Below are 24,589 nucleotides of genomic sequence, written 5' to 3' on the forward strand. Positions count from 1 at the left end.
CAGGGGAGAGCTCATGGGACCGGGTCAGACGGTGACGGTGTTCGGCGCGTACGGGCACACCGGGCGGTTCATGGTGGCGGAGCTGCTGGAGCGCGGGTTCGTCCCGGTTCTCTCGGGCCGCGACGAGGTGAAGCTGAAGGCGCTGGCGGCGGCGTACCCCGGGCTGGAGGTCCGGGCGGCGTCGGTCGACGATCCGGACGCGCTCGACCGCGCGCTGGCCGGGGCGGCGGCGGTGGTCAACTGCGCCGGGCCGTTCACCACGACGGCCGCCCCGGTGGTAGAGGCGGCCCTGCGCGCCGGCGTCCCGTACGTCGATGTGGCAGCGGAGATCGAGGCGAACGCGGACACGTTCGCCCACTTCGCGGACCGCGCCCGCGCCGCTGGAGCGGTGATCGTCCCGGCGATGGCCTTCTTCGGCGGACTCGGTGACCTGCTGGCCACCGCGGCGATGGGCGACTGGGCCGAGGCCGACGAGGCACACGTCGCGTACGCCCTGAGCGGTTGGCAGCCCACGGACGGAACGCGGGCCGCGGGCGCGGTCTCCCGGCAGCGGCGGGGCGGTGCGCGCGTGGTGTACCGGAACGGGCGGCTGGGCTACCGCCACGACGAGGCGACGACCCTGCAGTGGCCCTTCCCCGAGCCGCTGGGCTCCCGGGAGGTCATCGGGGAGTTCACGATGGCAGACGTCGTCACCATCCCCAGCCACCTGGCCGTCCCCGAAGTGCGCACCTACATGACGGCCGAGGCCGCCCGGGACGTGTCGGCCCCCGGCACTCCGACGCCGGAGGCGGTCGACGAGCACGGGCGGTCCGCCCAGACCTTCCTCGTCGACGTCGTCGTACGTTCCGGCGGCGCCGAACGGCGCGCCGTGGCGAGGGGTCGGGACATCTACGCGGTGACGGCGCCGCTCGCGGTGGAGGCGGTCCACCGCATCCTCACCGGGCAGACCCGGACGGCCGGTGTCGTCTCCGCCGGCGAGATCTTCGACGCGGCCGACTTCCTCGGCGCGCTGTCCTCGCACCTCTCGGTGGAACTGCCCCGGTAGGGGCCGGCGGACCGCGGGAAGTTCCCTTCCCGCGGTCCGCCCGCCGCGTCAGAAGGCCGGTGCGGAATGTTCGGCGGGCTGGTTCTGGCGCCGTGCCCCGAGTACGGCGTCCCGCAGCCGCTCCTGAGCGATCGTCAGGCAGGCGTAGACCGCCCCCTGTGCGGTCGACAGGCCGATGAGGTGCTGCACCAGTCTGATCGCGGGGGCGGCCGGCAGGCTCCGGTCGAGCCGGCCGCGCACCTCCGGAAGCACCTCGTCGACGAGTGGACTCAGCCGGCCCACGAAGTAGACCGACTCGGGGTCCAACGTCACCGCTACGACGCTGACAGCGGTCACGATCGCCGTGGTGAACGCTTCGAGCACCTCGGTACGCGGACCCTCGGGGTGCGACTCCAGCCAGAGGTCCTCGATGCGCTCAAGCTGGAGCCCCCGCGTGCGGGCGAACCGGAGAAGACCCCTGGTGCTCAGCAGTTCGTCGAGGATCTCGTCACCGGCCCCGGAGGACAGCACACCGATGTCGCCGAAGGTGGGCGTGTTCCCCCGGGCGAGCTCGTGCTCCGTGCAACTGGCGAAGTTCAGTATGGTGCTGACGCTGAACAGCGCGGCATTGGAGATGGTGGCGTCGTTCGTGAGGATCCCGAGCAGGGCCGCGTTGGCATCGCTGTCGAGAACCACGGGGGCGTGGACCAGGTCCTCGATGGCCCGGTGGAGGCCGGAGCCCTCGAAGATCTTCATCGACTCCGCGGGGCCGAAGATCTCCGTGCCGCCCCGGACCCGGCCGGGAACCGCGGCGACGATCTGACGCAGCGGGCCCTGCGCGGATTCGGCGGCCCGGTCGATCAGGTCGACCAGCCATCGTGCGGCGTCCTCGACCTCTTGGTGGCCGACGGTGGGAACAACCAGGTGGTGCACCTCGCGGCCCCTGAGGTCGGTCACCAGCACACCGGTGGTCTGCGCTCCGAAGCTGATGCCGGCGACATGCCCGGTCGTGCCGGGCAGGTCGAGATAGGTGGAGCGGCGGCCGCGACCGGTGACCTCGTCCATTCCGCCGTCCACGACGAACCCGTCGGCCCTCAGCTCCTCCACCGCTCTGGACACCGTGGCCTTGCTCAGGCCGGTCAGCTCGATCAGCTGGTTCCGGGTCAGGGGCGCGTGGGAGAGGACCACGTCGAGGACGGACGCCTTGTTGTAGTCGCGGGGAGTGGGGTTAGAGGTCACGTGATGACCATAGCGAGCGCGGTACGGCGGTCCTGCCGGGACCGGCCTGGTCGTGATGATCGCGGGCTGCGGCGGAGTGACGCGAGGCTGTTCGCGTCCGCCTGCCGTCGTCGCCTGGGTGCGCTGGAGGGTGCCCTCGGGGCCCTCTTCCTCGTCTTCTGCTGTGCCGGACGGTTCTCGGCTCATCTGTCATGCACTCCGAAGGGTCCCCGAAGCACTCCCGGCAGAATCGCCGCACTGCGGCGCAGGCCGGGAGGCTGGGGGTCGATGACCAACTGACTGTCGGCAGCGAGCATCGATCAGACGGTGGACCCCTGTGCGGTCAGCCGCCGCGGCGCGGTGACGTCGCCGGGCTGATCACCCCATGCCCCAGGGTGACTTGACCGCATGCCGGCGACCCTACCACTCGCGATCAACACCTTCCCGCCCGCGTGTGACGTCACCCAGCGGCATATCCCCTGCGCAAGACGCCGGCCGCCCGCCCGCTCGACGTCTGGATCGAGCCGCTGTACACGGATCCGCACCTTCCGGATCGCCCCGGAATCGCCGCGCCCACGGCACCCCCGCCCCGCCGATCGCCGGGCGCCTCTCCAAAAGTTTTTTATTTCAGGTTGGAACTGGAACTAAGAGTGGTATGGTCTGGGCCCAGCAGCGAGCAGCTTTCCGACCCCCCGAGCGGCTGACGGCACTGGCAGGAGAGCAGCGACATGAAGTTCACCCCCTACTGGCTCGACACCGCTCCCCAGGGACCGGACCGTTCCGGGACAGACATCGGCGGGCGCGTCGACGTGGCGATCATCGGCGCCGGCCTGACCGGCCTGTCGGCGGCACTGCACCTGGCACGCCAGGGCGCCGACGTGCACGTCTTCGAGAAGGACACGGTCGCGTTCGGCGCGTCGGGCCGCAACGGCGGCATGGCCACCACGGGCATGTCGATCGGTTTCCGGTCCGCGGTCTCCCGCTACGGCTTCGACACCGCCAAGGCGTACCTGATGGCCTACCACGACGCAGTCGACACCCTTGAGGAACTCGTCAAGGAAGAGAACATCGACTGCGACTTCGCCCGCACGGGCAAGCTGAACCTGGCGTCCAAGCCGGCCCACTTCGACGGTCTGCGCAAGACCCACGAGATCATGTCCGGCCGTCTCGGGCTCGATACCCGCCTGATCCCCAAGAGCGAGCTGCACACCGAGGTCGGCTCCGACCGCTACCACGGCGCCATGGTCGAGGCCAGGAGCGCGGGTCTGCACGTCGGCAAGTTCACCAGGGGCCTGGCCGAGGCGGCCGCACGGCTCGGCGTCACCATCCACGAGAAGGCACCGGTCGAGAAGACCATCAGGCTGGGCGGCACCAGGTACAAGCTGGTCACCCCGCGCGGCACCGTCGAGGCCGACCAGGCGCTCGTGGCGACCAGCGGCCACACCAGCCGCCCGTTCCGCTGGCACCAGGTCAGGATCGCGCCCGTCGGCAGCTTCATCATCGTCACCGAACCGCTGGGCCAGGACGCCTGCGACATGCTCCTGCCGAACCGGCGGATGGCATCGACGTCCCTGAACCTGCTCAACTACTTCCGGATCACTCCGGACCACCGGCTGCTGTTCGGTGGCCGCGCCCGGTTCGCCGGGTCCAACCAGCAGTCGGACGCGAAGAGCGGACGCATCCTCCACAAGGCGATGACCGAGGTCTTCCCGCAGCTGTCGAAGACGCGCGTGGACTACTGCTGGGGCGGACTGGTCGACATGAGCATGGACCGGATGGTGCACGCCGGCGAACAGGACGGACTGTTCTACTCGCTCGGCTACTCCGGCCACGGCGTCCAGATGGCGACGCACATGGGCAAGCAGATGGCCTCGTACATGAACGGCACCGTGGCCGCCAATCCGTGGAGCGACCTGCCCTTCAAGCGGATCCCAGGCCACTTCGGCCCGCCCTGGTTCCTGCCCTTCGCCGGCGGGTTCTACAAGTTCATGGACGTCATCAAGTAAGCGTCGGACAGACGCTGAGAGCATGGGCGGTGGACCTATGAGAGCCCCGCTCACATCCCTGGTCGACTGAGCTCAGCTCCCGCAGATGCCGAGTCACCACCCGTCCACCAGCGGCGACGAGGTCGCAGTCCCGTGGAGCCGGCCGGTTCCAGCCGCTCCTCACCCTCGCTGACGTCGCCCCGGAAGCCGCCAGATGGATCCGGCACTCTTCGACACGGCCGTAGCGCCCTCAGCTTCGACGACGGCCACGTCACCACCGCGGATCGCCCCGCGTCCGGCCCCCCTCCCCCCAGGCCGGGCGCGGGGTCTCGGTTCAGCAGTGGCTCAAACAGTGCAGCTCCACAGGCAGGCGAACGGCGCTCGGACCCGTCTGATCGCTCAACCAACTCCCTTTCCATGCAGGTGAGTTACCCGCCACTTCCCGGCGCTTGAACTGCGATACAGATCCGGCCGAAAAACTTTCTAGTTTCAGGCTGGAACTGGAACGAACGATGGTAAGGTCTCAGCCACAGCAGCGAGCAACCTCGACGGAAACAGACTGAAGGTGTGCCTGCAGATGACTTCCACGCTCAGTCGGGCGATCGCCCACTACCCCAACCGGTTCGACCCGGGCGCAGTGAGCGAACTCCCCGAACACATCCAAGAGACCATCCACCGCCGCGAGCGGGTGCTGGGCCCCGGCTACACGCTCATCTACAAGGAGCCGGTCGAGTTCGTCTCAGGTCACGGCGCCCACCTGATCGACCGGGACGGCAACGACTATCTCGACGCCTACAACAACGTCCCGTGCGTCGGACACGCCCACCCCCACGTGGCCGAGGCCGTCGCCCGGCAGATGACCGCCGTCAACACCAACACGCGCTACGTCCAGGAAGCACTGGTCGACTACGCGGAGCGGCTTCTCGCGACCTTCCCCGAGGAACTGTCGAAGCTGAGCATCGCGTGCAGCGGCTCCGAGGCGAACGACCTGGCCATGCGCGTGGCGAGGTTCCACACGGGCGGCGAGGGCATCATCGTCACCCGCTGGGCCTACCACGGCATCACCCGCGAGGTGGCGAGCTTCTCGCCGACCCTGGGTGCAGGCTCGCCGCTGGGCCCGAACGTCCGGCTCATCGACGCTCCCGACCCGCGCCTCGTCGCGCCCGGTTCCACGCTCGACGAGCACATGCGGCAGCAGGTGCGCGGCGCGGTCGACGACCTCGAGCGCCACGGCTACCGGCTCGCCGCGCTGATCACCGACTGCGCCTACAGCAGCGACGGCATCTTCACCGACCCCCCCGGCTACATGCAGGCCGTGGTGGAGGAGGTGCACGCGGCGGGCGGTGTCTACATCGCGGACGAGGTCCAGTCGGGATTCGCCCGGCTCGGGGACTCGATGTGGGGCTTCAGCCGCCACGGCGTGCTGCCGGACATCGTCACCATGGGCAAGCCGATGGGCAACGGCCTGCCGATCTCAGGTGTGGTCTTCCGCCCCGAGGTCTGCGAGGAGTTCGGACGCAACGTCCGCTACTTCAACACCTTCGGCGGCAGTTCCATCCCCGTGGCCGCCGGCGCCGCCGTGCTGGACGTCCTCGAGAAGGAGAACGTGCAACAGCGCGTCCTGGAGAGCGGCAACGCTCTGCGCGCGGGGCTGCGGGAGATCACCAAGGACTCCCCCTATGTCGCCGAAGTCCGCGGCGCCGGTCTCTTCGTCGGCGTGGAGATCGTCAAGGACCGGGAGACCCTGGAGCCCGACCGCGCGCTTGCCGAAGACGTCATCAACGACATGCGCGACCGCCGCATCCTGATCAACGGCACGGGCACGTCGGCGAACACGCTGAAGATCCGCCCTCCGCTGGCCTTCGACTCCGCCGATGTGGCCCGCTTCCTTGAGACGTTCGCCGAGGTCGCGAAGAACCGTCTGTAGCAGGCCGCGAAGGGACTGATCGTGAACACCTCACCAGCACCTACCTACGCTCAACGGCTCCTCGAAGAGAGCGGCCTGACGTCGTCCCATCAGCCCATCGACGTGATGCTGGTGAGCATCTTCCTTGAGGAGCACTACCGCCTCAGCGGGCGCTTCGAACGGCTGGCGACCGAGAAGGACGACACGTTCAGGCTCACCACCGAATCGAGCACCTGCCTCGTGAAGGTCTCACCCCCTGAAGAGACCGAGGCGGTCGTCGCCCTCCAGACCGCCGCGATGCGCTACCTCGAAATCACCGCTCCGCACCTGCCCGTCCAGCGGGTGAGGCTGACCGCCGGCGGAGACGACCATGTGACCATCAGGCTGAACGACGGCAGGACTCGGATCCTGCGGGTGTTCGACTTCGTCGAAGGCCAGGTCCTTGCCGATGCGAACGCGGACGCGGAGGGGCTCGCCAGAGCGGGCGAGATGCTCGGGCTGATCGACGTGGCGCTCAGGGAGTTCTCCCACCCGGCGGACCGACGAGGTCTGGCATGGGACATCCGGCACTTCCACCGGCTGGCCGAACTGGTCGAGCACACGCCCAGCCCCGGGCACCGCCGGGCGGCCCGATCGGTCTTCCGGCTCTTCGGCGAAAGCGTCGTCCCGAGGCTGAGCGATCTCGAGACGCAAGTGATCCACGGTGATTTCAGCCCCTACAACATCGTCGTGGACCCGAAGAGTGATCACTTCGTCACAGGAGTCATCGACTTCGGCGACACCGTGCGCAGTGCGGTGATCTTCGACCCCGCCGTTCCCATGGCGAACCTGCTCGGCAGGACGCCGGAACATCCCTGGCGGGACGCCTGCGCCTTCGTCGCCGGCTACCAACGAGAGCGGCCGATCCAGGACTCGGAACTCCCACTGCTCCCGATTGCCGCGCTGGCCCGGCTCACACTGCGTGCGCTGATCACGAACTGGCGCGCGGAGCGCACACCCGAACGGCGCGAGTACCTCCTGGATCACGCCAAGGACGACTGGATCAATGTCGAGCGTTCCTTGACCGTGCTCCTGGACGACGTCGTCGCGCACCTACGGGAAACCCCTCACGGGAATTCCTGAAACCCGATACCGAACATCTGCGATTCCTCATAAAGAGATTGGAACGTCTCCATGGCCATTCCCTCACTGCAGTTCCGGCCGAAGTACGTCTCGTTCGACTGCTACGGCACGCTGATCGAATACCCGATCACCCCCATCACGTACGAGCTGGTCGGCGACCAGATCCCCGCCGAGCAGTGGGACCAGTTCGTCCGGGAGTTCCGGGGCTACCGCTACGACCAGGTCCGCGGCGCGTACTACCCCTACGAGCAGGTCCTGCAGGACTCCTTCGAGCGGGTCTGCCGCAAGTGGGGTGTGAAGGCCGCCCCGGACGCGGGCAAGCGATTCGCCGACGGCGTCCGCAGCTGGGGACCTCACCCGGACGTGGTGGAGCCGCTGAAGAAGATGGCCGAGCACTACAAGCTGGTCATCCTGTCCAACGCGGACGACTCCTTCCTCGCGGAGAGCGTGCCCAAGCTCGGCGCGGAGTTCCACGCGGTCCTCACCGCTGAGCAGGCCGGCTTCTACAAGCCCCGGTACGCCGCGTTCGAGTACATGCTCGAGAAGCTCGACGCGTCCCCAGAGGACTTCGTGCACGTGGCCTCGCACACCCGTTACGACCACCAGTCGATGCACGACATGGGCTTCCGCAACCTGGTTCTGCTGGACCGCGGCTACGACCCGGTGACCCACGGCTACGACTATGTGACGGTCAAGTCCCTGGACGACCTCAACACCATGCTCGGCATCTGATCCCAGGCGACACCATTCCCGCACGGCGCACACCGATCTCTCCTGACGGCTTGTGTTGCCGTGCGGGACGAGACCCCCGGGGCATTCCGCCCTCATTCGAGGCACTGCCGGCCCGGCGGGAATCGTAAAACGATTGAAATGCACCGTCGTGATATTGCCGCGCCTGCGACAGCGTGCCGCACCACCGCGCGCTCCCCTTCCTTTCCCTTCTTCCCCCGGTCTCGCTCGGCGGCCTGAGCCCCGCGCGTTTCCGTCCGTCATTACGGCGTTCCAGCCCCCCCACCGCCGGGACCAATGCGTCCCCGCATCACGGATTCCCCTCGTATACCCAGCGATCTGGAGGCGGGCACCGCCGAGCTGCTCGGCGGGATTGTGTCTTGGACGCGCTGCCCGGCCCGCTGCTGCAATCGGCCGTATGACGAACCGGAACCACCGCATCGCCCTCATCCCCCGGTGACGGGTGACGTGATCAAGCGCGACTTCGGCTGACGTTCCCCACTCAACTACGCGTAACAGGTCAGGAATTCGCCATGTCCCACAGCCGGCGGCCGGTGCTCACCGGGTGACCGTCTCCGTGCGCCGGGACAAGCCGAACGCGGCCGCTTCCGGGTTTCACAGCAACCCCTTGGGCCAACGCGCCGTCGACGCCGCCCGAGCCCGCTGCTTGACACCATGTCCGAATACCGAGCCCGCAACCGACAGATCACCCGTCGGCTCCGTGCGGGCCTGCGGAGATACTCAGTGGGCCGCAACAGTCGCACCATCCACGCCGCCGGGGTGCAGGCCAGGGTCCGCTGAGGCCATCGACATCGCCGCGGAGGCCCTCGCCGCCGACCGATGCGTGGCCTGACTCGCTCAGGACAAGGGCCTGTTGCCCGCCGAGGCGCTCACCGATCCGCTGCGCGCCGAGACCGAGACCGTGGCCGGCAGCCGTCAGGCCCTGGCCCGAGATGCGTGATGAGCCTGGTCGAACTCGGCCCGGTGACGCTTGGTACGTCCGATCACGACGTGCGCAGTTACCAGAACCAGTAGAGGAAAACATATGTCGCTCCTGAAGACCATCGATACCGACCCCTCCTTTGCCCCCCTCGAGTCCGGCCCGCTGCCGGAGCGCCTGATCTCCGGCAACCCGACGTACAAGACCTGGGCCCAGGACGCCGCCCGCGGGGAAACGATCAAAACGGGCGTCTGGGAAGCCACGCCCGGCGAGACACACTCGATCAAGGGTGAGACCTTCGAGTTCTGCCACATCCTCTCCGGCGTCATCGAACTCACGCCGGAAGGCGGCGAGCCGGTGGTCTACAAGGCAGGCGACAGCTTTGTCATGAAGCCGGGCTACGTCGGTGTCTGGAAGACCATCGAAACCGTGCGCAAGATCTACCTGACCGTGTCGTAACGCCGATGCCGCAGGGCACGATCGTCGTCGAGTCCTCCCGCGAGGGCAGCCTTTCCGGAAGGCGCATGCCCTCGATGCCCTGATGCCCACGCAGTGGCATAAATCCGGCTCAGCGATGGATCATGTGGCGATGGGACCGGGCGGCTACCGCCCGGTCCCATGCGTATGTTCCCGTCGCCCCGGTCCGACCCGCCGGGCCGGTGCAGATGCTGTCCCGCACAGTCGCGTAACAGGCCCGCCCACGCCTCCGTCGAGACTCGCGATGACTGATCTGTGATGAGGACGGGCTGCCGGCGTTCTACGACTTACCCGCCGAGCACTGGATCCATCTGCGGTGCCAGAAGGCGAGCAGGGGGAACGTCGGAGAACAATCGGCAGGCGTGAGCAGCCTCAGCCGATCCGCAGAAGCCGGGGGATCTCAGACACTCATGCGCCGTATGTGCAGGTGGCCATCGCGGGGGAAGGAGGGCGGTACCGCGGGCAGGATGGTGTCGAAGTCGTAGCGGCTCTTCTGTGCAACCCGGCACGATGCCAGGTTGTCCACCTGGTGCAGGAGTTCGAGACGCTCCAGACCGTCGGCTTCGAAGGTGTCGAAGGCCCAGCTGGTGAGTGCCTCCAGGGCGCGGGAGGCCACTCCCCGCCCGCGAGCGTGCGCCGCGGTCCAGTAGCCCACTTCGGCCGTCGGTTTGCCGGAGGTGACTTCCTTGAGGACCACGTTGCCCACCAACTGTTCGCGAACGGAACCGGGTTGCGCCTCAAGGACGGCGAAGCCGAACCGGTCCCCCGCTGCCCAGCCCTGCTGCTGAGCCTGGACCCAGTGTGCCCCGTCGGCATCGTTGTCCACGACAGGGTTCGCCCACCGGCGCAGTGCGGTATCCCGGCTCACCTCGACCAATGCGGCAACGTCCTCCAAGCGCCAGGGGCGAAGAACGAGAGCGGGAGAGACCGGCGACGCGGCCACCTGAAGTACAACCGGAGCACTCACCAACCGATCCTATGCGGTGGCGTTTTCACCCGACGTCAGTCGCATCCGCCCCATGCCGCCTTGCGACCGCCCCGTCATTGCTGTGTCCGGACGCGCAGAGCCTGGACGGACCAATCGAACACTGGAGCCAGACTCTCCGGGGCCGGCCAGCCGTTGACCACTGCGAGCAGCTGGAGGTACCGCTCCCTGCGGGGGTCACTCACGTTCTCCAGCCGAGTCGCCAGCCGGCGGCGAAGCTCAACGTCGTCGGGGCGGCCGAGGACGTGCGCGCAGTGCGCCGTGAACGCCGCGACGATCGGATCGGCCTGGGGCGAGGCCGGGTCGATGCCCGCGGTCAGAGCCGGGCCGACCTGGTCACGAACGACTGCGGCAATGTCGCGGCGCGGGCCCATCATGTCGCTTCGGATCTGCTCGGCCGCCTGGTCCTCGGCCATCCGCCGCACGACGGCACGGAAACCCGGGTCCAGGGACATTTCGGCCAACTCCACCCACGCCTGAACCTGCTCTGCCTCCGGATTGTCGGGCAACTCGGGGGTCATCGAGCGCATGACCCCCGCGAATGCGGGGGCGGCGTCAAGACCGCCGAAGACGGCGTCGAGGAAATCGCCGATCAGACGTCGGCGTTCGTCCTCGGAAAGCTGGGCCAGCCGGTGCATGAGTTCTGCCTCCTCAGGTGTGGACCCGCGCTCGGCCACCGCCATCAGCACCGCGCGCCGCAGGCGCAGGACGCGGATCTGCGCTGCCAGTGCTTCGGCGTGCGCCGCGGCGACCTCGGGAAGCGAGAGCTCGCGGTCCACGACCTTGCGGATCGTGGGAAGGTCCAGTCCCAGCTCGCGCAGGGTCCGCACGAGGTCCAGGCGTGCGACGGCGTCGATGCTGTAGAGGCGGTAGCCGGCCGGGCTGCGGTCCGTCGGCGCCACGATGCCGCGATCGGAGTAGAACCGGATGGTCTTGACCGTGAGACCGGTCCGGCGAGCGAGTTCGCCGATCGAGTAGAGCGTGTCGCCGTCCATGCCCCCACCTTTGTGTCTCCCCCTACTGGAGACTCAAGTCCCTTCGCCTGCCGGCAGGCAACCACTCCTCATCCACAAGATCAGTACTTCCAGCTGCTCACACTGATCAACGCCGGAACGCCCCGCCCCGGTGATCGACTGGTCCGTCGCGGCTCTGCGCCGGGACAACCCTCAGAAGAGGGTGCCGGCTGGGCGGGCGTGCGTCGCACGTCGGATGCCGAGCAAGCCGGGCCGGCGAGGCGGCGCTCGGCGTACACCTCCAGGTCCTCGTCCAGCGCCCGGGCCAGGCAGGCCGCGAGTACGTGTGCGGCACCGTTGTCGTAGCGGAAGCAGGTGCCGGGCGGGGACAGTTGGGGAGCAGCTTTACAGGGCCTGCGACCGGAACCGTCGGTCTGCGCCGACCTGTGATCTCACGGGGTGCGGAACCCTCGGAACGTCACCCTTTTGCGCGTGGTGAAGCCGAGCCGCTCGTACAGGGCGAGCGCGCCACCGTTCGCCTCGGCCACATGGAGGAAGGGACGTTCGCCGCGCGCCACGATGCGGTCGATGTGCGCGCGCAACAGGCGGAGCGCGTGCCCCTGTCCGCGTGCCTCGGGGGCGGTGCAGACGGCGCTGATCTCGGTCCATCCGGGCGGTTTCAGCCGCTCCCCCACCATCGCCACCAGCCTGCCGCCGTCCCGGACACCGAGATAGGTGCCGAGTTCGTGAGTGCGGGGCCGGAAGGGTCCCGGCCGGGTCCGCTCGATGAGGTCGAGCATCTCGGGCACGCTCTCCGCGCCGAGTTCCACGACGCCGGGGCCGGGCTCGGCGGGAGAGGGGCCGGGAGCGCTGCCGCCGGTCCAGATCATCTGGCGGCCTTCGAGGACGAAGACCGGCTCCCAGTCCGACGGTGGCAGGACCGGGCAGCTGAACAGGTCGGCGAACTCGCCCGGTCCCAGCAGCTCGGCCAGGTCTGCCCACGCCCGCGCGTCCGGCTCGCGTGACACCGCGGAGAAGGTCGCGACTCCGGGTACGTAGCTGACGGCGCCGCCGAGCCGACGGGCGAGGTGTGCGTGGCGCCCGCGGAGCGACTCGCCCACCGGGTCGTCGAGTGCGACGGCGTCGCTGAGCCCCGTCATCGTGCTGCGCCTTTCCTGATCTCTGCCGGAGCCGGTCGGCCGGAGGCCGCCCGGCTCTTCGGATGCCGACCGCCATGCTAGTCAGCCCCTCACGGCCCGATCACGGCGCTACCTGAGATACGCGGTGAGCGGGAGGTTCTGCCGGCGCACGTCACCGGCGACGAGCCCGGCGATCCGCTGCGCGCCGTACGTCTCGAAATGGGTGTGGTCGTTGCAGAAGAAGGCTCCCACGGGGCCGGATCCGTAGTCGCCGTTGTGCGGGCAGAAGCGCAGGGCGTTGTAGAGCGAGACGCTGAGCGCGTGCAGGTCGACGACCGGCGCCCCGGTGGCGGACCCGACGGCGAAGGTCTCGTTCACGAAGCCGCGGTTCTTCGTCGCCGTGCTTCCGGAGCAGGTGATCGCGGCAACCGGCGTGAGCAGCACCGGGTGCGCTCCCCGGGCCAGTGCGGCCTGCACCATCGTGGTCATCAGCTGCCGGTAGCGGGCCTGGCCGACGTGCCGGGGGCAGGTCGAGGAGGAGTCGTTGATGCCGAACTGGATGAACAGGTAGTCGCCCGCCTTCATCCCGGTGCTCGCGTTCAGCATCGACTGCCAGCGCGAGGAGTACGCGCTGGACGTGAGGCGGCACTCGCCGTCCGAGCCCTTGGTGCCGCTGACGTTCCCCTCGTACATCCAGGTCTGGATGCTGCGACCGCCCACGGCCTGGTTTCTGACGGTGACGTCGGCGTTGAACAGGGCGTCGAACTGGCTGCCCCAGCCGACCGGGCAGCGTGCGGAGCCCGGGTTGGCCATGGTCGAGTCGCCGGCCAGCCACACCGTGACCGGCTGGGCGGCCGCTCGGGCGGCGGGGGCAGCGGAGCCGGAGCAGCGCGCCGTGGCGCTGCCGGCCGCCGAGGCCGCACCCAGCCCTAGGCTCGACAATGCGATCACCAGCACGGTGGTGATGACGGTCCGTAAGTTATTCATCGGTTCCCTCCCGGGGACGGGCGTCCGGTGTGTCGGTCAGCGCAGGTGGGCGGCGAGAGGCAGGTTCTGCTCCCGGATGGCCTGGAGCAGCAGCCCGCCCATCCGGGTCGCGCCGTTCTGCGAGAAGTGGGTGTTGTCCGTGACGCCGTCCACGGAGGAGCGGAGGAAGAGCTGTGCGGAGGCGGACGGTCCGAGGGATTCGACCAGCGTCTTGCTCCGGGCGGTCAGGTCGATCACCGGGACCCGCTGCGCCGCACCGCCCGCGCGCATCTCGGCGGGCAGGTTCACGCCGACGCCGTTGACGTGCAGTGCCGTGGACGTCAGCCGGTTGCCGTCGAACAGCCGGCGGACCGGGGGTGTCACCAGGACGGGGACACCACCCTTGCCTCGGACCCGCGAGATCATGGTGGTGGGGTTGTTCCGGTAGGCGGACGCGCTGGTCTGCTTGTCGTTGTGACCGAACTGGATGAGGACCGGATCGTTCGTCTCGACGTTGGCCAGCAGCGCGGGCAGGAGCGCCGAGTTGCTGATGAAGCTGCCCGAACTCTCGCCGGAGCCGACCGATTCGGACTGCCCTCGGCCAGGGTTGGCCATGGGGCGTCCCACGCAGTGTTCTCGCGCCGCCGCCCAACTGTCAATCCGTGCCGCGCGAGAAACTCACGGATCCCAACAGGGCCGAACAGCCGACTGGACAGAATCCTTGACGAGGCATCAGGCCGTTCTTACCCTCCCTCCTCATGGGAGCGTTCCCATACCCCCCACGCCGCCCCGGAGGCCACCGTGACCGACTCGCACCGGCGTCCCCGCACCGCGCCACGACCTTGGCGATCACCCCACCGGCCGGGCGGCCGGCTCGTTGGCGGCCTCGCCGCCGCCGCGCTGGCCTTGTCCGCGCTCGTCGCACTGCCGCAGACCGCCCAAGCGGCGACCGCCCGGCAGGTCGAGAAGCTGGGCCGCGGTCTGTCCAGCGTGTACACCGGCAGCGGCAACCTGGTGTCATGGCGGTGGCTGGCGACCGACCCGAACGACGTGTCCTTCAACGTCTACCGCGGCGGCACCAGAGTCAACTCCTCGCCCGTCACCGCCTCGACGAACTACTTCGACGCGGGCGCCGCGGCCTCGGCCGACTACACGGTGCGCGCGGTCGTGAACGGCACCGAGCAGGCCGCGTCGGCACCCGCGGTCCAGTTCCGCACGGGTTACATGGACGTGCCGGTCTCCCCGCCCGCGGGCGGTACCGCCCCGGGCAACTCGGCCTACACCTACGAGGCCAACGACGCCTCCGTGGGCGACCTCGACGGCGACGGAGCCCTGGACCTGGTCCTGAAGTGGCAGCCCACCAACGCCAAGGACAACTCGCAGTCCGGCTACACCGGCAACACCGTCGTCGACGGCATCAGACTCGACGGCACCCGGCTGTGGCGTATCGACCTGGGCCGCAACATCCGCTCCGGCGCGCACTACACGCAGTTCCAGGTGTACGACTACGACGGCGACGGCAAGGCCGAAGTCGCCATGAAGACCGCCGACGGCACCCGCGACGGCACCGGCGCGGTCATCGGCAGCTCCTCCGCCGACCACCGCAACTCCAGCGGCTACGTCCTGTCCGGACCCGAGTTCCTGACGATGTTCAACGGCCAGACCGGCAAGGCCATGCAGAGCGTCGACTACGTTCCGGGCCGCGGCACCGTCTCCTCCTGGGGCGACAACTACGGCAACCGCGTCGACCGCTTCCTCGCCGGCACCGCCTACCTCGACGGAGCCCGCCCCTCCCTGATCATGGCGCGCGGCTACTACACCCGTACGGTGATAGCCGCCTGGGACTGGCGGAACGGCTCCTTCACCCGCCGCTGGACCTTCGACACGACCTCCTCCAGCAACAGCGGCAAGGGCTACGACGGCCAGGGCAACCACAGCCTGTCCATCGCCGACGTCGACGCCGACGGCAAGGACGAGATCGTCTACGGCGCGATGACCGTCGACGACAACGGCAGCGGCCTGTGGACCACCCGGCTCGGCCACGGTGACGCCGGCCACGTCGGCGACCTCGACCCCTCGCGTCCCGGCCTGGAGTACTTCAAGGTCTCCGAGGACTCGAGCAAGCCAGGCTCCTGGATGGCCGACGCCCGCACGGGCGCCCGGCTGTGGCAGACGGCGTCGGGCTCGGACAACGGCCGGGGCGTCGCCGCCGACATCTACGCCGGAAGCGCGGGCGCCGAGGCCTGGTCCGCCTCCGACACCACCTTGCGCTCCGCCACCGGCGCCTTGCTGGGCCGGGAACCCTCCAGCGTCAACTTCTTGTCCTGGTGGGACGGCGACCCGGTCCGTGAGCTCCTCGACGGCACCCGCATCGACAAGTACGGCACGTCCGGCGACACCCGGCTGCTCACCGGCTCCGGTGTCGCGTCCGGCAACGGCACCAAGTCCACGCCCGCCCTGTCCGGCGACATCCTCGGCGACTGGCGCGAGGAGGTCATCTGGCGCACCAGCGACAACAAGGCCCTGCGGATCTACTCCACCCCGAACCAGACCAACACGAAGATCACGACCCTGCTCCACGACACCCAGTACCGCACGGCGCTGGCCTGGCAGAACACCGCCTACAACCAGCCCCCGCACCCGAGCTTCTTCATCGGCAACGGCATGGCGGCAGCGCCCCGGCCGACGGTCTACACGCCCTGACCGGCGGTCCACACGCCCTGACCGGCGCGGTCCCGCCGGAAAGCCCCTCCAGGCGGGGCTCCGGAACGAAACGGAACAGCCGCCGCACGGGCGGGGGCGCGCCCAGTCCGGCGGCACTGGAGCGGTGGAAGAGCCAGGCGCGGTCCCACCGGGGCGTGATCCAGTACGCCCCGGTGAGGGCGCCGGCGAAAACGGGCAGGGACAGCAGGCGCGTCTCCCGTCGGCGCACCGGCCGGAAGTGCTGCGGCTTCAACAGCAGACCGAGCGCGACGTAGGGCACCAGAGGTGACGATGAACACCGGCATGTGAACGGCCTTGTCAGCGACGGATCAGCTGTCGCGCAGTGCCGTCTCGATCTCGCCCAGCGAGCGAATCAGCCGTCCGTAGTCGGCAGGGGTCACCGGCGCGACGAAGTACCGCTCCACGACCCGGGCGTGGACCTCGGCCGCCCGGAGGAAGACCGCACGGCCGTGCCCGGTCGGCTCGACCAGGACGCTTCTGCGGTCCCCGGGAGCCGGCACGCGCCGCACCAGGCCGGTTCCCTCCATGCGGTCGATCAGGCGGGTGATGCCACTGCTGGTGAGCGTGAGGTCGTCGGCGAGCCGGCGCTGCGAGATCTCCTCGTCCGGGTGCCGGCAGAGCCGGATGAGGACCTCGAACATCGTGTGGCTGATCTCGCACTCCGTGCGCAGCGCCGCATCGATCCGCTGCTCCAGGCGGGTGGCCGTCTTGATCAGCATCCCGAAGTCATGCACGAGCGGGCTGTCGGCGGCGCGGGCCGCTTCGTCGTCCTGTCGTTTCGCGGGGTTCACCAAGCCGACTTTACTGCTTCTTCACCTACTACCGTCTCAATTACTGAGCAGTCAATTGCTGAGCAGTCAACGATCTCCTATGGTGGACGCCCGTCCCCAGCACGTCGGCAGAGAGGGAGATCCGTGGACCTGCAGCACTGGCTCGGCCGGGCCAACGACGCGACACAGCAGTGGGCCGACACCTTCGGCCCCTATGAGCAGCACCCGTCCCTCCTCGTCGACGACGACCGTTTCGCCGCCGCCTTCGAGGAGCTGACCGGGAGGCTGAAGGACAACTATCCGTTCTTCCACCCGCGCTACGCGGGACAGATGCTCAAGCCCCCACACCCGGCGGCGATCGTCGGTTACCTCACCACCATGCTGATCAACCCGAACAACCACGCCCTGGACGGCGGCCCCGCCACCGCCCGCATGGAGCGCGAGGTCGTCGCGCGCCTGGCCTCGATGTTCGGCTACGACACCCACCTCGGCCACCTCACCACCAGCGGCACGATCGCCAACCTCGAGGCCCTCTTCGTCGCCCGCGAGCTCCACCCCGGCCGCGGCATCGCCTACAGCGCGGACGCCCACTACACCCACGGCCGCATGTGCCACGTCCTGGGCATGAAGGGGTACCCGATCCCGACCGACGACCGCGGCCGCATCAGCCTCGACGCGCTGGAGGACATCCTGCGGGCCGGCGAGGTGGGCACGGTCGTGCTCACCGCCGGCACCACCGGCCTCGGAGCCGTCGACCCGATCCACAGCGCCCTCGCCCTCCGGGAGCGCCACGGCGTCCGGCTCCACGTCGACGCGGCGTACGGCGGCTTCTTCACCCTGCTCGCCGGCGCCGACGGCCCGGAGGGACTCCCGCCGCAGCCGTGGCTGGCGATCGCCGGGTGTGACTCGATCGTCGTCGATCCGCACAAGCACGGCCTCCAGCCCTACGGCTGCGGCGCCGTCCTCTTCCGCGACCCCGAGGCGGGCCGCTTCTACCTGCACGACTCGCCCTACACCTACTTCACCTCCAGCGAACTGCACCTCGGTGAGATCAGCCTGGAGTGCTCCCGCGCCGGAGCCTCGGCCGCCGCCCTGTGGCTCACCTTCCAGGTCCTCCCGCCCACGCCCGACGGGCTGGGACGCGTCCTCGGCGCCGGCCGCCGGGCGGCCCTGCGCTGGGCCGACCTGATCACCGCCTCCGACGCCCTGGAGCTGTACCAGCAGCCCGAGTTGGACATCGTCGGCTACTTTCCCGCGGTGGAGCCCGCCACCCTCAGCGCTGTCGACGCGGCGTCGGCACGCGTCCTGGCCGATGGGATGACCGGCCCCGACCCCGTTTTCCTGAGCACCCTCAAGGCCGACCGGGACGCCTTCACCGCACGTCACCCGCAGATCGACGCCGACGCCGACGGCGCCCGCATCCTGCGCAGCGTCCTGATGAAGCCGGAGTCCGAGGACCACGTACCGCGCCTGCACGACCGGGTCGCGCGTCTCGCCCGGCCATGAGCGCAGCCACCCGGGTTCACGTCAGGTCATGGTCACCCCGGAGGGCGTACGCCTCGGCGAGGAGGAGGTAGCTGCTGGCGGTCCAGGTGTAGGCGCGGTCGCGCAGGCCCGTTCCCGCGAGGGCGTCGAAGTTCTCGGCGAAGCCGTGCGCCTCGCACAGGGCCCGGAAGCGGCTGCTGATGTCGTCCGCCAGCCGGTGGTGCCCGGCGCGGCGCAGGCCGTCCTCGACGAGGACGGTGGCGGGAGCCCAGATGGGGCCGCGCCAGTAGCCGTCGTCGAGGTAGTGGGGGGACGTGGGCAGTTCTGTGGCGAGACCGTACGGGGTCAGGTGGGCCTTGATGTGGTCGGCCAGGGCGCCGCTGACGTGGCCGGGCAGGTGCTCGCCGAGCACGATGGGCATCAGGTCGAGGAGACTGGCGCTGCTCCAGGTGTTCCCCGTACCGACGCCCCGGGCGACGAACCGGTCGTCCCTCCAGAGCTGGTCCAGCAGTGCCGCCTGAGTCTCCCGGGCGGCCCGCGCCCAGCGGCGGGCCTCGTCGCCTCGGCCCAACTCTTCGGCGAGATACGCGAGTTCGTGGAGCTGGAGGACGAGGAAGGCGGACAGGTCGGCGGTCTCGACCACCCGCTCGGGGTCGAAGGTGGTGGCGTTGTCCCAGCCGCTGTCGTTGCCGTGCTGGTAGTGGGGGAAGGGGGCGCCGGGGGAACGCCGGGCGGTGAGCCAGAAGTCCGTCCAGCGTTCCAGCCGCTGGTAGGTCTCGCCCAGTTCGGCCGGGCCGGGAGGCGTCGGCAGGCGGCGGCGCAGGTGGCCGAAGGCCCAGCCGTGGATGGGCGGTTTGACGAAGTTGTAGAGGACCTCGGAATGGGTCACCGAGTCGGGCAGGGCGCCACTGCCGTCCTGGTGGTCGAAGGGCAGGGCGAACTGGTCCCGTGCCAGCTCAGGACAACCGGGTGCCAGGGCAAGGGCGTTGAAGCAGTGGTCCCAGCTCCACACCTTGTCCATCCAGTGCTTGGACATCAGCACCGCGGGCCGGGTGACCAGACCGGTCGGGTTCACGGTGGCCGACCAGACGACGTAGGCGGCCAGTTCGGCGGCCGGGGTGGCGGAGGAGCGCCAGGGAGCCACGACGTCCACGAACCGGGCGAACGAGGCCTGCGCGGATGCCGTGATGTCGTCGAAGGCCGCGGCGGACGTGTACGGCGGTCGGGCGGCGTCGAGTTCCTCGATCGCGATCTCCCAGGTCCCGTCGGACGTCACGGCCGTGGCGAGACCGCGCTCGGCGCTGCCCAGCGTCTGGGCCCCGGTCGCGTCGAGAGTGCCGGACAGTGCGGTGACGCGGTACCGGCGTCCCGTCTCGTAGGACGTGAACACGTGGGCGCCGGCGGCGGCGTCGTGGAAGAAGTAGGTTCCGCTGAACGGTGTCAGGGTCGGTGCGGCCGCCCGTACGGCCATGCCCAGACCGCTCCCCCGCAGTCGCACGGTGTCCGGCGACTCGTAGGCGAGGTCGACACGTCCCTCCGCGCCGATCCAGCTGAGCAGGCCCGGTCTGGCCTCCACGCGGGTTACCGCCCGGTCCCCGGTGACCGGGTCCAGGGGTGTCAGGCTCAGGACGGCGTGCATGCCGTTCTGGTGGGAGACGAGGTGGAGATCCTCGGCGTACGTCTTCTCCGCCACCACGGGCGAGATGCCGAACCAGGACCCGTACGTGCTGAACGGGATGTCCTGGACGGAGAAGGCCGGGCCGGAGCGGTCGGCGGTCATGAGGTGTCACTCGTTTCTCGAGCAGGGGGAGGGTCAGTCCTTGACCGCGCCGGCCGTCACGCCGGCGGCGACGTAACGCTGGGCCAGGACGAGGATGACCGCGGCGGGCAGCGAGGCCACGACGGCGGTGGCCATGATGGCGTTCCACTCCTGGTTGTTGTTGCCGATGTAGTGGTAGATGCCGAGGGTGATCGGCTCGTGCGCCCCGCCGTTGACCAGGGTGCCCGCGAAGACGAAGTCGGACCAGGACCACAGGAACGCGAAGAGCGAGACCGTGACCACGGCGTTGCGGCTCATCGGCAGGACGATCGACCAGAAGGTGCGCACGGGCCCGGCGCCGTCCGTCCGGGCCGCCTGGAGCATTTCACCGGGGATACCGGACATGAACGCGGTGAAGATGAGCACCGCGAAGGGAACGGCCAGGGTGGAGTCGGCGACGATCAGTCCGGGGACGGACTGGAGCAGGCCCAGTTGCAGGTAGATGGCGTAGAAGCCCATCGCCATGATGATGCCGGGGATCATCTGCGCGGCGAGGAGGAGGAAGCTCAGGACTCCCCCGCCGCGCGGGCGCAGTTTGGCGAGGGCGTAGCCGGCGGGGGCGGACAGGGCCACGGTGAGGGCGACGGTCCCCAGGCCGATGACCAGGCTGGTGCCGAGGTAGGGCAACTGCTCGTCGAGGACGGTGCGGTAGCCGGCCAGGGTGCCGTGGGCGGGGACCAGGTCGGGCGGGGACTTGCGCATGTCCTGGTCGGGGGTGAGGGAGACGTTCAGCATCCAGTAGACCGGGAAGAGCATGATCGCGGTCAGCAGGACGCCGACGGCCGTCTTTCCCCAGGTGCGTCGGCTTGTCATGAGTACGCCTGCTTTCGCTGGACCCTCACGTAGAGGAGGCCGAACGCCAGGGCGGCCACCACCAGCAGGTTGCCGACGGCCGCACCCGGGCCGAAGGCGGGCAGCAGGTTGCCGAAGCCGAGCCGGTAGGACCAGGTGGCGAAGGTCGTGGAGGCGTCGGCCGGGCCCCCCTTGGTCATGATCCAGATGATGTCGAAGACCTTGAGTGTGTAGACCAGCCCGAGGAGCAGCGTGATCGCGGACACGGGGCGCAGCAGCGGGAAGGTGATGCTCCAGAAGCGGCGCCATGGCCCTGCTCCGTCGAGGGCGGCCGCCTCGTACAGGCCGGCGGGGATGGACTGCAGGCCGCTGTAGAGCACGACCAGGTTGAACGGGACGCCGATCCAGATGTTCGCGATGATCACCGAGGCGAGCGACCAGGACGGGGACGTCAGCCAGTTGACGGGGTCGAGGCCGAGGGCGTGCAGTGCCGCGTTGACGATGCCGGAGTCGCTGTTGAGCATCCACGACCAGGTCGAGGCCGACACGATCAGCGGCAGCAGCCAGGGGACGAGGAACAGGGCCCGCAGGGTCGCCGAGAGCCGGAAGTGCTGGTTGAAGAAGACCGCGAGGGCCAGGCCGATGGCGTACTGGAAGGCCAGGCACACGCCGGTGAAGACCACGGTGTGGAGCAGGGCCGGGGCGAAGGTCGGGTCGTCGAAGACCTTGCGGTAGTTCTCCAGGCCGGTGAACGGGGCGTCGCCCTGGACGAAGGAGCGGACGGTGTAGTTGCGCAGGCTCAGGTCGAGGTTGCGGTAGAGCGGATAGGCGTAGAAGAGGGCGAGATAGAGGGTCACCGGGGTGAGGAAGGCCCAGGCCGCCCACTGCGGGGAGGTGGGCCGTCGGCGTTCCGTGGTGCGGGCCGGGGGTGGGGCGGCGTGGGCCGCCCCGTTCCGCAGCCGCACGGACCGGGTGTCCGGCGGACGGACGGTCTGCTTCATCGGACCCACATCACTTGACCGCGGCCTGCGCTGAGGTCAGCGCGTCCTTGGGCGACTTGGACCCGCTGAGGGCGGACTGCACGGCCTTCCACATCTGCTCGGAGATCTTGGGGTACTTGGTGCCCAGGTCGTCACTGGTGCGGCCCCTGGCCGCCTTGACCGCTTCGACCCACGGCCCCAGCGCGGGGTCTGCGGCCAGCTGCTTCTGCCGGACCTCTTCGGTGGGGGCGACGTAGGAGAGGGTGGTGTCGGTGTCGTACAGGTTGGTCGTGCTGGTCAGGCAGCTCGTGAGCTTGCTCGTGGTGGCGTAGCGGGCGGTGTCGCTCTGGACGGGGACGGTGACGAACTCGCCGCCCGTCGGGGCCGCGGCGTTGCCTCCGCCGGTGGCCGGTATGGGCAGGACGCCGTAGTCGAAGCCGGCCTTCTTGGCTGCCGCGAGCTGCCAGGTGCCGTTCTCGGCGAAGGCGTAGTCGCCGCTTGCGAACTCCTGCCAGCTGGTGGTCTGGGTGTTGTTGAGCACGGAGTTGGGGGCGTAGCCCTTGTCCAGCCAGCCCTTCCAGAGGGACAGCGCGGAGACGGCCGCGGGCGAACCGAGGTCGGTCAGGGCGGCGCCGGAGCCCCAGAACCACGGCAGGAACTGGAAGCTGCCCTCCTCGGTGCCGATCGCGGAGAAGGTGATGCCCTTCTTGCCCGCCTTCTTGGTCTTCTCCAGGGCTGCCGTCAGCGATTTCCAGTCCTTGACGGAGGCGATGTCGACACCGGCGTCCTTGAGGACCTTCTTGTTGTAGTAGAGCGCGAGGGTGTTGGCGCCGATGGGGGTGCCGTAGGTCTTGCCGTCCGACTGGCCGGCCGCGAGGAGATTGGGGTCCGCGGCGGCGGTGTCGAGCTTGTTCTCGTCGGTCGTGGTGAGCACGCCCGCCTCGGCGAGGGTCGACACCACCGGGTTGTCGACGATGAGGACGTCCGGGGAGTTGCCCTGCTGGGCCGCGAGCAGCGTCTTGTTGGCCAGGTCGCTGGTGTCGAAACCGGTCCGCTTGACCTTCACGCCGGCCTTGCTGCCGCAGGCGTCCAGCAGCTTCACCCAGGCCGATCCCTTGGAGAACTGAGGGTAGGGGTCCCAGATGGTGTAGGTGCCACTGTCAGCGCCCTTGGTGTCGGTGCTGCCCGAGCCGGAGGAGCAGGCGGTGCCGACGGCGGCGAGAACGGTCGACAGGGCCACTGCGGCGAGGCGCCGTCCGGAGGTGCTGTGCATCGCGGGTTCCTTCGTTCTAGGCACAGGGGTGCCGTGGCGGGGGCGATGTGGGGGAAGCGGGCACACCGGAGGGAGGCGGTGAGGGGTGTGCTCGAAGAAGAGGAGAGGAAGGGAGCGAGGAGGTCAGGGCTGTGGGGAGCCGGTGGCGGGACCGGTACTGGCCCGCAGCGAGATGGGGGGTGTCAGCAGGTGGTGCCGAGCGGGCGCGCCGGGTTGGTCGAGCCGCTCCACGAGCAGTTCGACGGCGAGCCGGCCCAATTCCTCCGCCGGGACGTCCGCGGCGGTGAGCTGCGGGGTCACCGTCTCCGCCCACCGGCTCGCCACCACCCCGGTGACGGAGAAGTCGCGCGGCACATGGCGGCCGGCCTGGGCCAGTCCTCGGTAAAGACCGCCCAGCGCGGCCTCGTTCAGGGTGACCAGGGCGGTGGTGTGCGGGTCGTCGCGCAGGATCCGTTCCAGGCAGGCCTGGCCGGAGGCGGCGTCGTCCCCGCAGCAGTACGTCCGCACGGTCAGCCCGCGTTCGGCCGCGGCCTTGGTGAAGCCGTCGAGGCCACGGTGTGCCGACTCGTACCCGGCGCGCAGCAGTTGCTCGGGGCGGTTGACGAAGGCGACCCTGCGGTGGCCCAGGTCCGCGAGGTGGTGGACGCACGCCGCCGCCAGCGCCGTGTGGTCCAGGCCCACCCACCAGCCGCTCTCCGGGTGGGCGGTGCGGCCGATGGCGACGGCCGGGAAGTCGAGCGCGGCGAGGTGGTCGGCCCGGTCGTCCTCCAGTCTGATCTCCATCAGGATGGCGCCGTCGACCCGTCGCTCCCCCAGCAGCCGCTGGAAGGACCGGTCGCTGTCCACGCCGCTCGGTGACAGCAGCACGTCGTAGTCGTAGGCCGCGGCGGCCTCCACGACACTGCCGATGAAGTCCAGCTGCATGCCGGTGTAGTGGTTGCCGGCCGGCGGGAAGACGAGGCCGATGGTGCTGGTCCGTCCGTTGGCCAGGGCGCGGGCGCTGGCGCTGGGCCGGTAGCCCAGTTCGTCGACGACCTGCTGGATCTTCCGGCGGGTGTCCTCCGAGACCGGGCGCTTGCCGCTGAGTGCGTAGGACACGGTGCTCCGGGAGACACCGGCACGTCTGGCGATCTCACCGATGTTCACGGCAACTCCTGGCTCGTCGAACCGGTTCGCATGGCAGGAAGGTAGGAACTGCCCCGACTCCTGTCAACACCTGGGACACGCTTCGCTGGTCGGTCGAGTTCCGGCCCGGAATCCCCGTGTCGCAGGCATTGCTGACCCGGGGTGCCGGTGCTAGCT

At 69.4% G+C, this 24,589-nt stretch carries 20 protein-coding genes and 1 pseudogene; 8 read left to right on the forward strand and 13 right to left on the reverse strand.

Going from position 1 to position 24,589, the window contains the following annotated elements; genetic code table 11:
* Positions 1-13: 13 nt before the first annotated feature.
* Positions 14-1,045 (forward strand): saccharopine dehydrogenase family protein, encoded by a 1,032-nt coding sequence (locus ACZ7EG_RS26375; protein WP_471083645.1) that lies wholly within the window; start codon positions 14-16, stop codon positions 1,043-1,045.
* A gap of 48 nt (positions 1,046-1,093) precedes the next feature.
* Here the strand turns inward: ACZ7EG_RS26375 and ACZ7EG_RS26380 are convergent, their stop codons facing one another.
* Positions 1,094-2,263 carry an ROK family transcriptional regulator gene (locus tag ACZ7EG_RS26380; protein ID WP_471083648.1) on the reverse strand — a complete coding sequence of 390 codons (1,170 nt, stop codon included), beginning with the start codon at positions 2,261-2,263 and terminating at the stop codon, positions 1,094-1,096.
* Positions 2,264-2,970: 707 nt separating this feature from the next.
* Here ACZ7EG_RS26380 and ACZ7EG_RS26385 point away from each other — a divergent pair.
* From ACZ7EG_RS26385 to ACZ7EG_RS26405, 5 genes are all read left to right on the forward strand, one after another.
* Positions 2,971-4,248 (forward strand): NAD(P)/FAD-dependent oxidoreductase, encoded by a 1,278-nt coding sequence (locus ACZ7EG_RS26385; RefSeq protein ID WP_471083651.1) that lies wholly within the window; start codon positions 2,971-2,973, stop codon positions 4,246-4,248.
* 556 nt (positions 4,249-4,804) lie between these two features.
* Positions 4,805-6,154 carry an aspartate aminotransferase family protein gene (locus ACZ7EG_RS26390; RefSeq protein ID WP_471083654.1) on the forward strand — a complete coding sequence of 450 codons (1,350 nt, stop codon included), beginning with the start codon at positions 4,805-4,807 and terminating at the stop codon, positions 6,152-6,154.
* Positions 6,155-6,175: 21 nt separating this feature from the next.
* Complete coding sequence (locus tag ACZ7EG_RS26395; RefSeq protein ID WP_471083657.1) at positions 6,176-7,255, forward strand: phosphotransferase; 1,080 nt, start codon at positions 6,176-6,178, stop codon at positions 7,253-7,255.
* Between the two features lie 51 nt (positions 7,256-7,306).
* Complete coding sequence (locus ACZ7EG_RS26400; RefSeq protein ID WP_471083660.1) at positions 7,307-7,987, forward strand: haloacid dehalogenase type II; 681 nt, start codon at positions 7,307-7,309, stop codon at positions 7,985-7,987.
* 1,042 nt (positions 7,988-9,029) lie between these two features.
* Positions 9,030-9,383 carry a cupin domain-containing protein gene (locus ACZ7EG_RS26405; protein ID WP_361952676.1) on the forward strand — a complete coding sequence of 118 codons (354 nt, stop codon included), beginning with the start codon at positions 9,030-9,032 and terminating at the stop codon, positions 9,381-9,383.
* 418 nt (positions 9,384-9,801) lie between these two features.
* Here the strand turns inward: ACZ7EG_RS26405 and ACZ7EG_RS26410 are convergent, their stop codons facing one another.
* The 6 genes and pseudogenes from ACZ7EG_RS26410 to ACZ7EG_RS26435 all read right to left on the reverse strand — a co-directional run bounded on the left by ACZ7EG_RS26410 (position 9,802) and on the right by ACZ7EG_RS26435 (position 14,059).
* Entirely contained in the window at positions 9,802-10,344 is a 543-nt protein-coding gene (locus tag ACZ7EG_RS26410; protein WP_471083663.1) for a GNAT family N-acetyltransferase, read from the reverse strand.
* 98 nt (positions 10,345-10,442) lie between these two features.
* The gene (locus tag ACZ7EG_RS26415) at positions 10,443-11,381 is read right to left on the reverse strand and encodes a MerR family transcriptional regulator (protein ID WP_471083666.1); all 939 of its coding nucleotides are present in this window, start codon (positions 11,379-11,381) and stop codon (positions 10,443-10,445) included.
* Positions 11,382-11,461: 80 nt separating this feature from the next.
* Positions 11,462-11,737 (reverse strand): annotated as a pseudogene (locus tag ACZ7EG_RS26420) (hypothetical protein); the annotation flags it as partial.
* A 54-nt stretch (positions 11,738-11,791) separates the two neighbouring features.
* Positions 11,792-12,499 carry a GNAT family N-acetyltransferase gene (locus tag ACZ7EG_RS26425; RefSeq protein ID WP_471083669.1) on the reverse strand — a complete coding sequence of 236 codons (708 nt, stop codon included), beginning with the start codon at positions 12,497-12,499 and terminating at the stop codon, positions 11,792-11,794.
* A gap of 108 nt (positions 12,500-12,607) precedes the next feature.
* A complete protein-coding gene (locus tag ACZ7EG_RS26430; protein WP_471083672.1) occupies positions 12,608-13,465 on the reverse strand; it encodes a GDSL-type esterase/lipase family protein in 858 nt (285 codons plus the stop codon).
* A gap of 36 nt (positions 13,466-13,501) precedes the next feature.
* On the reverse strand, positions 13,502-14,059 hold the full coding sequence (locus ACZ7EG_RS26435) for an SGNH/GDSL hydrolase family protein (protein WP_471083674.1): 558 nt from the start codon (positions 14,057-14,059) through the stop codon (positions 13,502-13,504).
* 186 nt (positions 14,060-14,245) lie between these two features.
* On the opposite strand from ACZ7EG_RS26435, the gene ACZ7EG_RS26440 reads away from it, so the two are divergent.
* Positions 14,246-16,147, forward strand: a complete 1,902-nt coding sequence (locus ACZ7EG_RS26440; protein ID WP_471083677.1) for a rhamnogalacturonan lyase — start codon at positions 14,246-14,248, stop codon at positions 16,145-16,147.
* 329 nt (positions 16,148-16,476) lie between these two features.
* On the opposite strand, the gene ACZ7EG_RS26445 is transcribed toward ACZ7EG_RS26440, so the two are convergent.
* A complete protein-coding gene (locus ACZ7EG_RS26445) occupies positions 16,477-16,959 on the reverse strand; it encodes a MarR family winged helix-turn-helix transcriptional regulator (protein WP_471083680.1) in 483 nt (160 codons plus the stop codon).
* A gap of 123 nt (positions 16,960-17,082) precedes the next feature.
* On the opposite strand from ACZ7EG_RS26445, the gene ACZ7EG_RS26450 reads away from it, so the two are divergent.
* Complete coding sequence (locus ACZ7EG_RS26450) at positions 17,083-18,444, forward strand: pyridoxal phosphate-dependent decarboxylase family protein (protein WP_471083683.1); 1,362 nt, start codon at positions 17,083-17,085, stop codon at positions 18,442-18,444.
* A 16-nt stretch (positions 18,445-18,460) separates the two neighbouring features.
* On the opposite strand, the gene ACZ7EG_RS26455 is transcribed toward ACZ7EG_RS26450, so the two are convergent.
* The 5 genes from ACZ7EG_RS26455 to ACZ7EG_RS26475 form a co-directional block, all read right to left on the reverse strand.
* A complete protein-coding gene (locus tag ACZ7EG_RS26455; RefSeq protein ID WP_471083686.1) occupies positions 18,461-20,203 on the reverse strand; it encodes an MGH1-like glycoside hydrolase domain-containing protein in 1,743 nt (580 codons plus the stop codon).
* A gap of 33 nt (positions 20,204-20,236) precedes the next feature.
* Positions 20,237-21,055: a carbohydrate ABC transporter permease gene (locus tag ACZ7EG_RS26460; RefSeq protein ID WP_471083689.1), complete on the reverse strand. Its 819-nt coding sequence runs from the start codon at positions 21,053-21,055 to the stop codon at positions 20,237-20,239.
* Positions 21,052-22,035 carry a carbohydrate ABC transporter permease gene (locus ACZ7EG_RS26465; protein WP_471083692.1) on the reverse strand — a complete coding sequence of 328 codons (984 nt, stop codon included), beginning with the start codon at positions 22,033-22,035 and terminating at the stop codon, positions 21,052-21,054. Before ACZ7EG_RS26465 ends, ACZ7EG_RS26460 begins: the two co-directional genes overlap by 4 nt.
* 10 nt (positions 22,036-22,045) lie before the next feature.
* On the reverse strand, positions 22,046-23,287 hold the full coding sequence (locus tag ACZ7EG_RS26470; RefSeq protein ID WP_471083695.1) for a sugar ABC transporter substrate-binding protein: 1,242 nt from the start codon (positions 23,285-23,287) through the stop codon (positions 22,046-22,048).
* 123 nt (positions 23,288-23,410) lie between these two features.
* On the reverse strand, positions 23,411-24,433 hold the full coding sequence (locus tag ACZ7EG_RS26475; RefSeq protein WP_471083698.1) for a LacI family DNA-binding transcriptional regulator: 1,023 nt from the start codon (positions 24,431-24,433) through the stop codon (positions 23,411-23,413).
* Positions 24,434-24,589: the final 156 nt, after the last annotated feature.

This window comes from Streptomyces sp. NPDC037100 (assembly GCF_055606225.1).

Excerpts from the sequence above, each read along its gene's own strand:
- ACZ7EG_RS26470 (WP_471083695.1), bottom strand. The coding sequence starts at position 23,287 with ATGCACAGCACCTCCGGACGGCGCCTCGCCGCAGTGGCCCTGTCGACC.
- ACZ7EG_RS26465 (WP_471083692.1), bottom strand. The coding sequence starts at position 22,035 with ATGAAGCAGACCGTCCGTCCGCCGGACACCCGGTCCGTGCGGCTGCGG.
- ACZ7EG_RS26400 (WP_471083660.1), top strand. The coding sequence starts at position 7,307 with ATGGCCATTCCCTCACTGCAGTTCCGGCCGAAGTACGTCTCGTTCGAC.
- ACZ7EG_RS26435 (WP_471083674.1), bottom strand. The coding sequence starts at position 14,059 with ATGGCCAACCCTGGCCGAGGGCAGTCCGAATCGGTCGGCTCCGGCGAG.
- ACZ7EG_RS26375 (WP_471083645.1), top strand. The coding sequence starts at position 14 with ATGGGACCGGGTCAGACGGTGACGGTGTTCGGCGCGTACGGGCACACC.
- ACZ7EG_RS26425 (WP_471083669.1), bottom strand. The coding sequence starts at position 12,499 with ATGACGGGGCTCAGCGACGCCGTCGCACTCGACGACCCGGTGGGCGAG.
- ACZ7EG_RS26430 (WP_471083672.1), bottom strand. The coding sequence starts at position 13,465 with ATGAATAACTTACGGACCGTCATCACCACCGTGCTGGTGATCGCATTG.
- ACZ7EG_RS26390 (WP_471083654.1), top strand. The coding sequence starts at position 4,805 with ATGACTTCCACGCTCAGTCGGGCGATCGCCCACTACCCCAACCGGTTC.
- ACZ7EG_RS26415 (WP_471083666.1), bottom strand. The coding sequence starts at position 11,381 with ATGGACGGCGACACGCTCTACTCGATCGGCGAACTCGCTCGCCGGACC.
- ACZ7EG_RS26455 (WP_471083686.1), bottom strand. The coding sequence starts at position 20,203 with ATGACCGCCGACCGCTCCGGCCCGGCCTTCTCCGTCCAGGACATCCCG.
- ACZ7EG_RS26385 (WP_471083651.1), top strand. The coding sequence starts at position 2,971 with ATGAAGTTCACCCCCTACTGGCTCGACACCGCTCCCCAGGGACCGGAC.
- ACZ7EG_RS26460 (WP_471083689.1), bottom strand. The coding sequence starts at position 21,055 with ATGACAAGCCGACGCACCTGGGGAAAGACGGCCGTCGGCGTCCTGCTG.
- ACZ7EG_RS26405 (WP_361952676.1), top strand. The coding sequence starts at position 9,030 with ATGTCGCTCCTGAAGACCATCGATACCGACCCCTCCTTTGCCCCCCTC.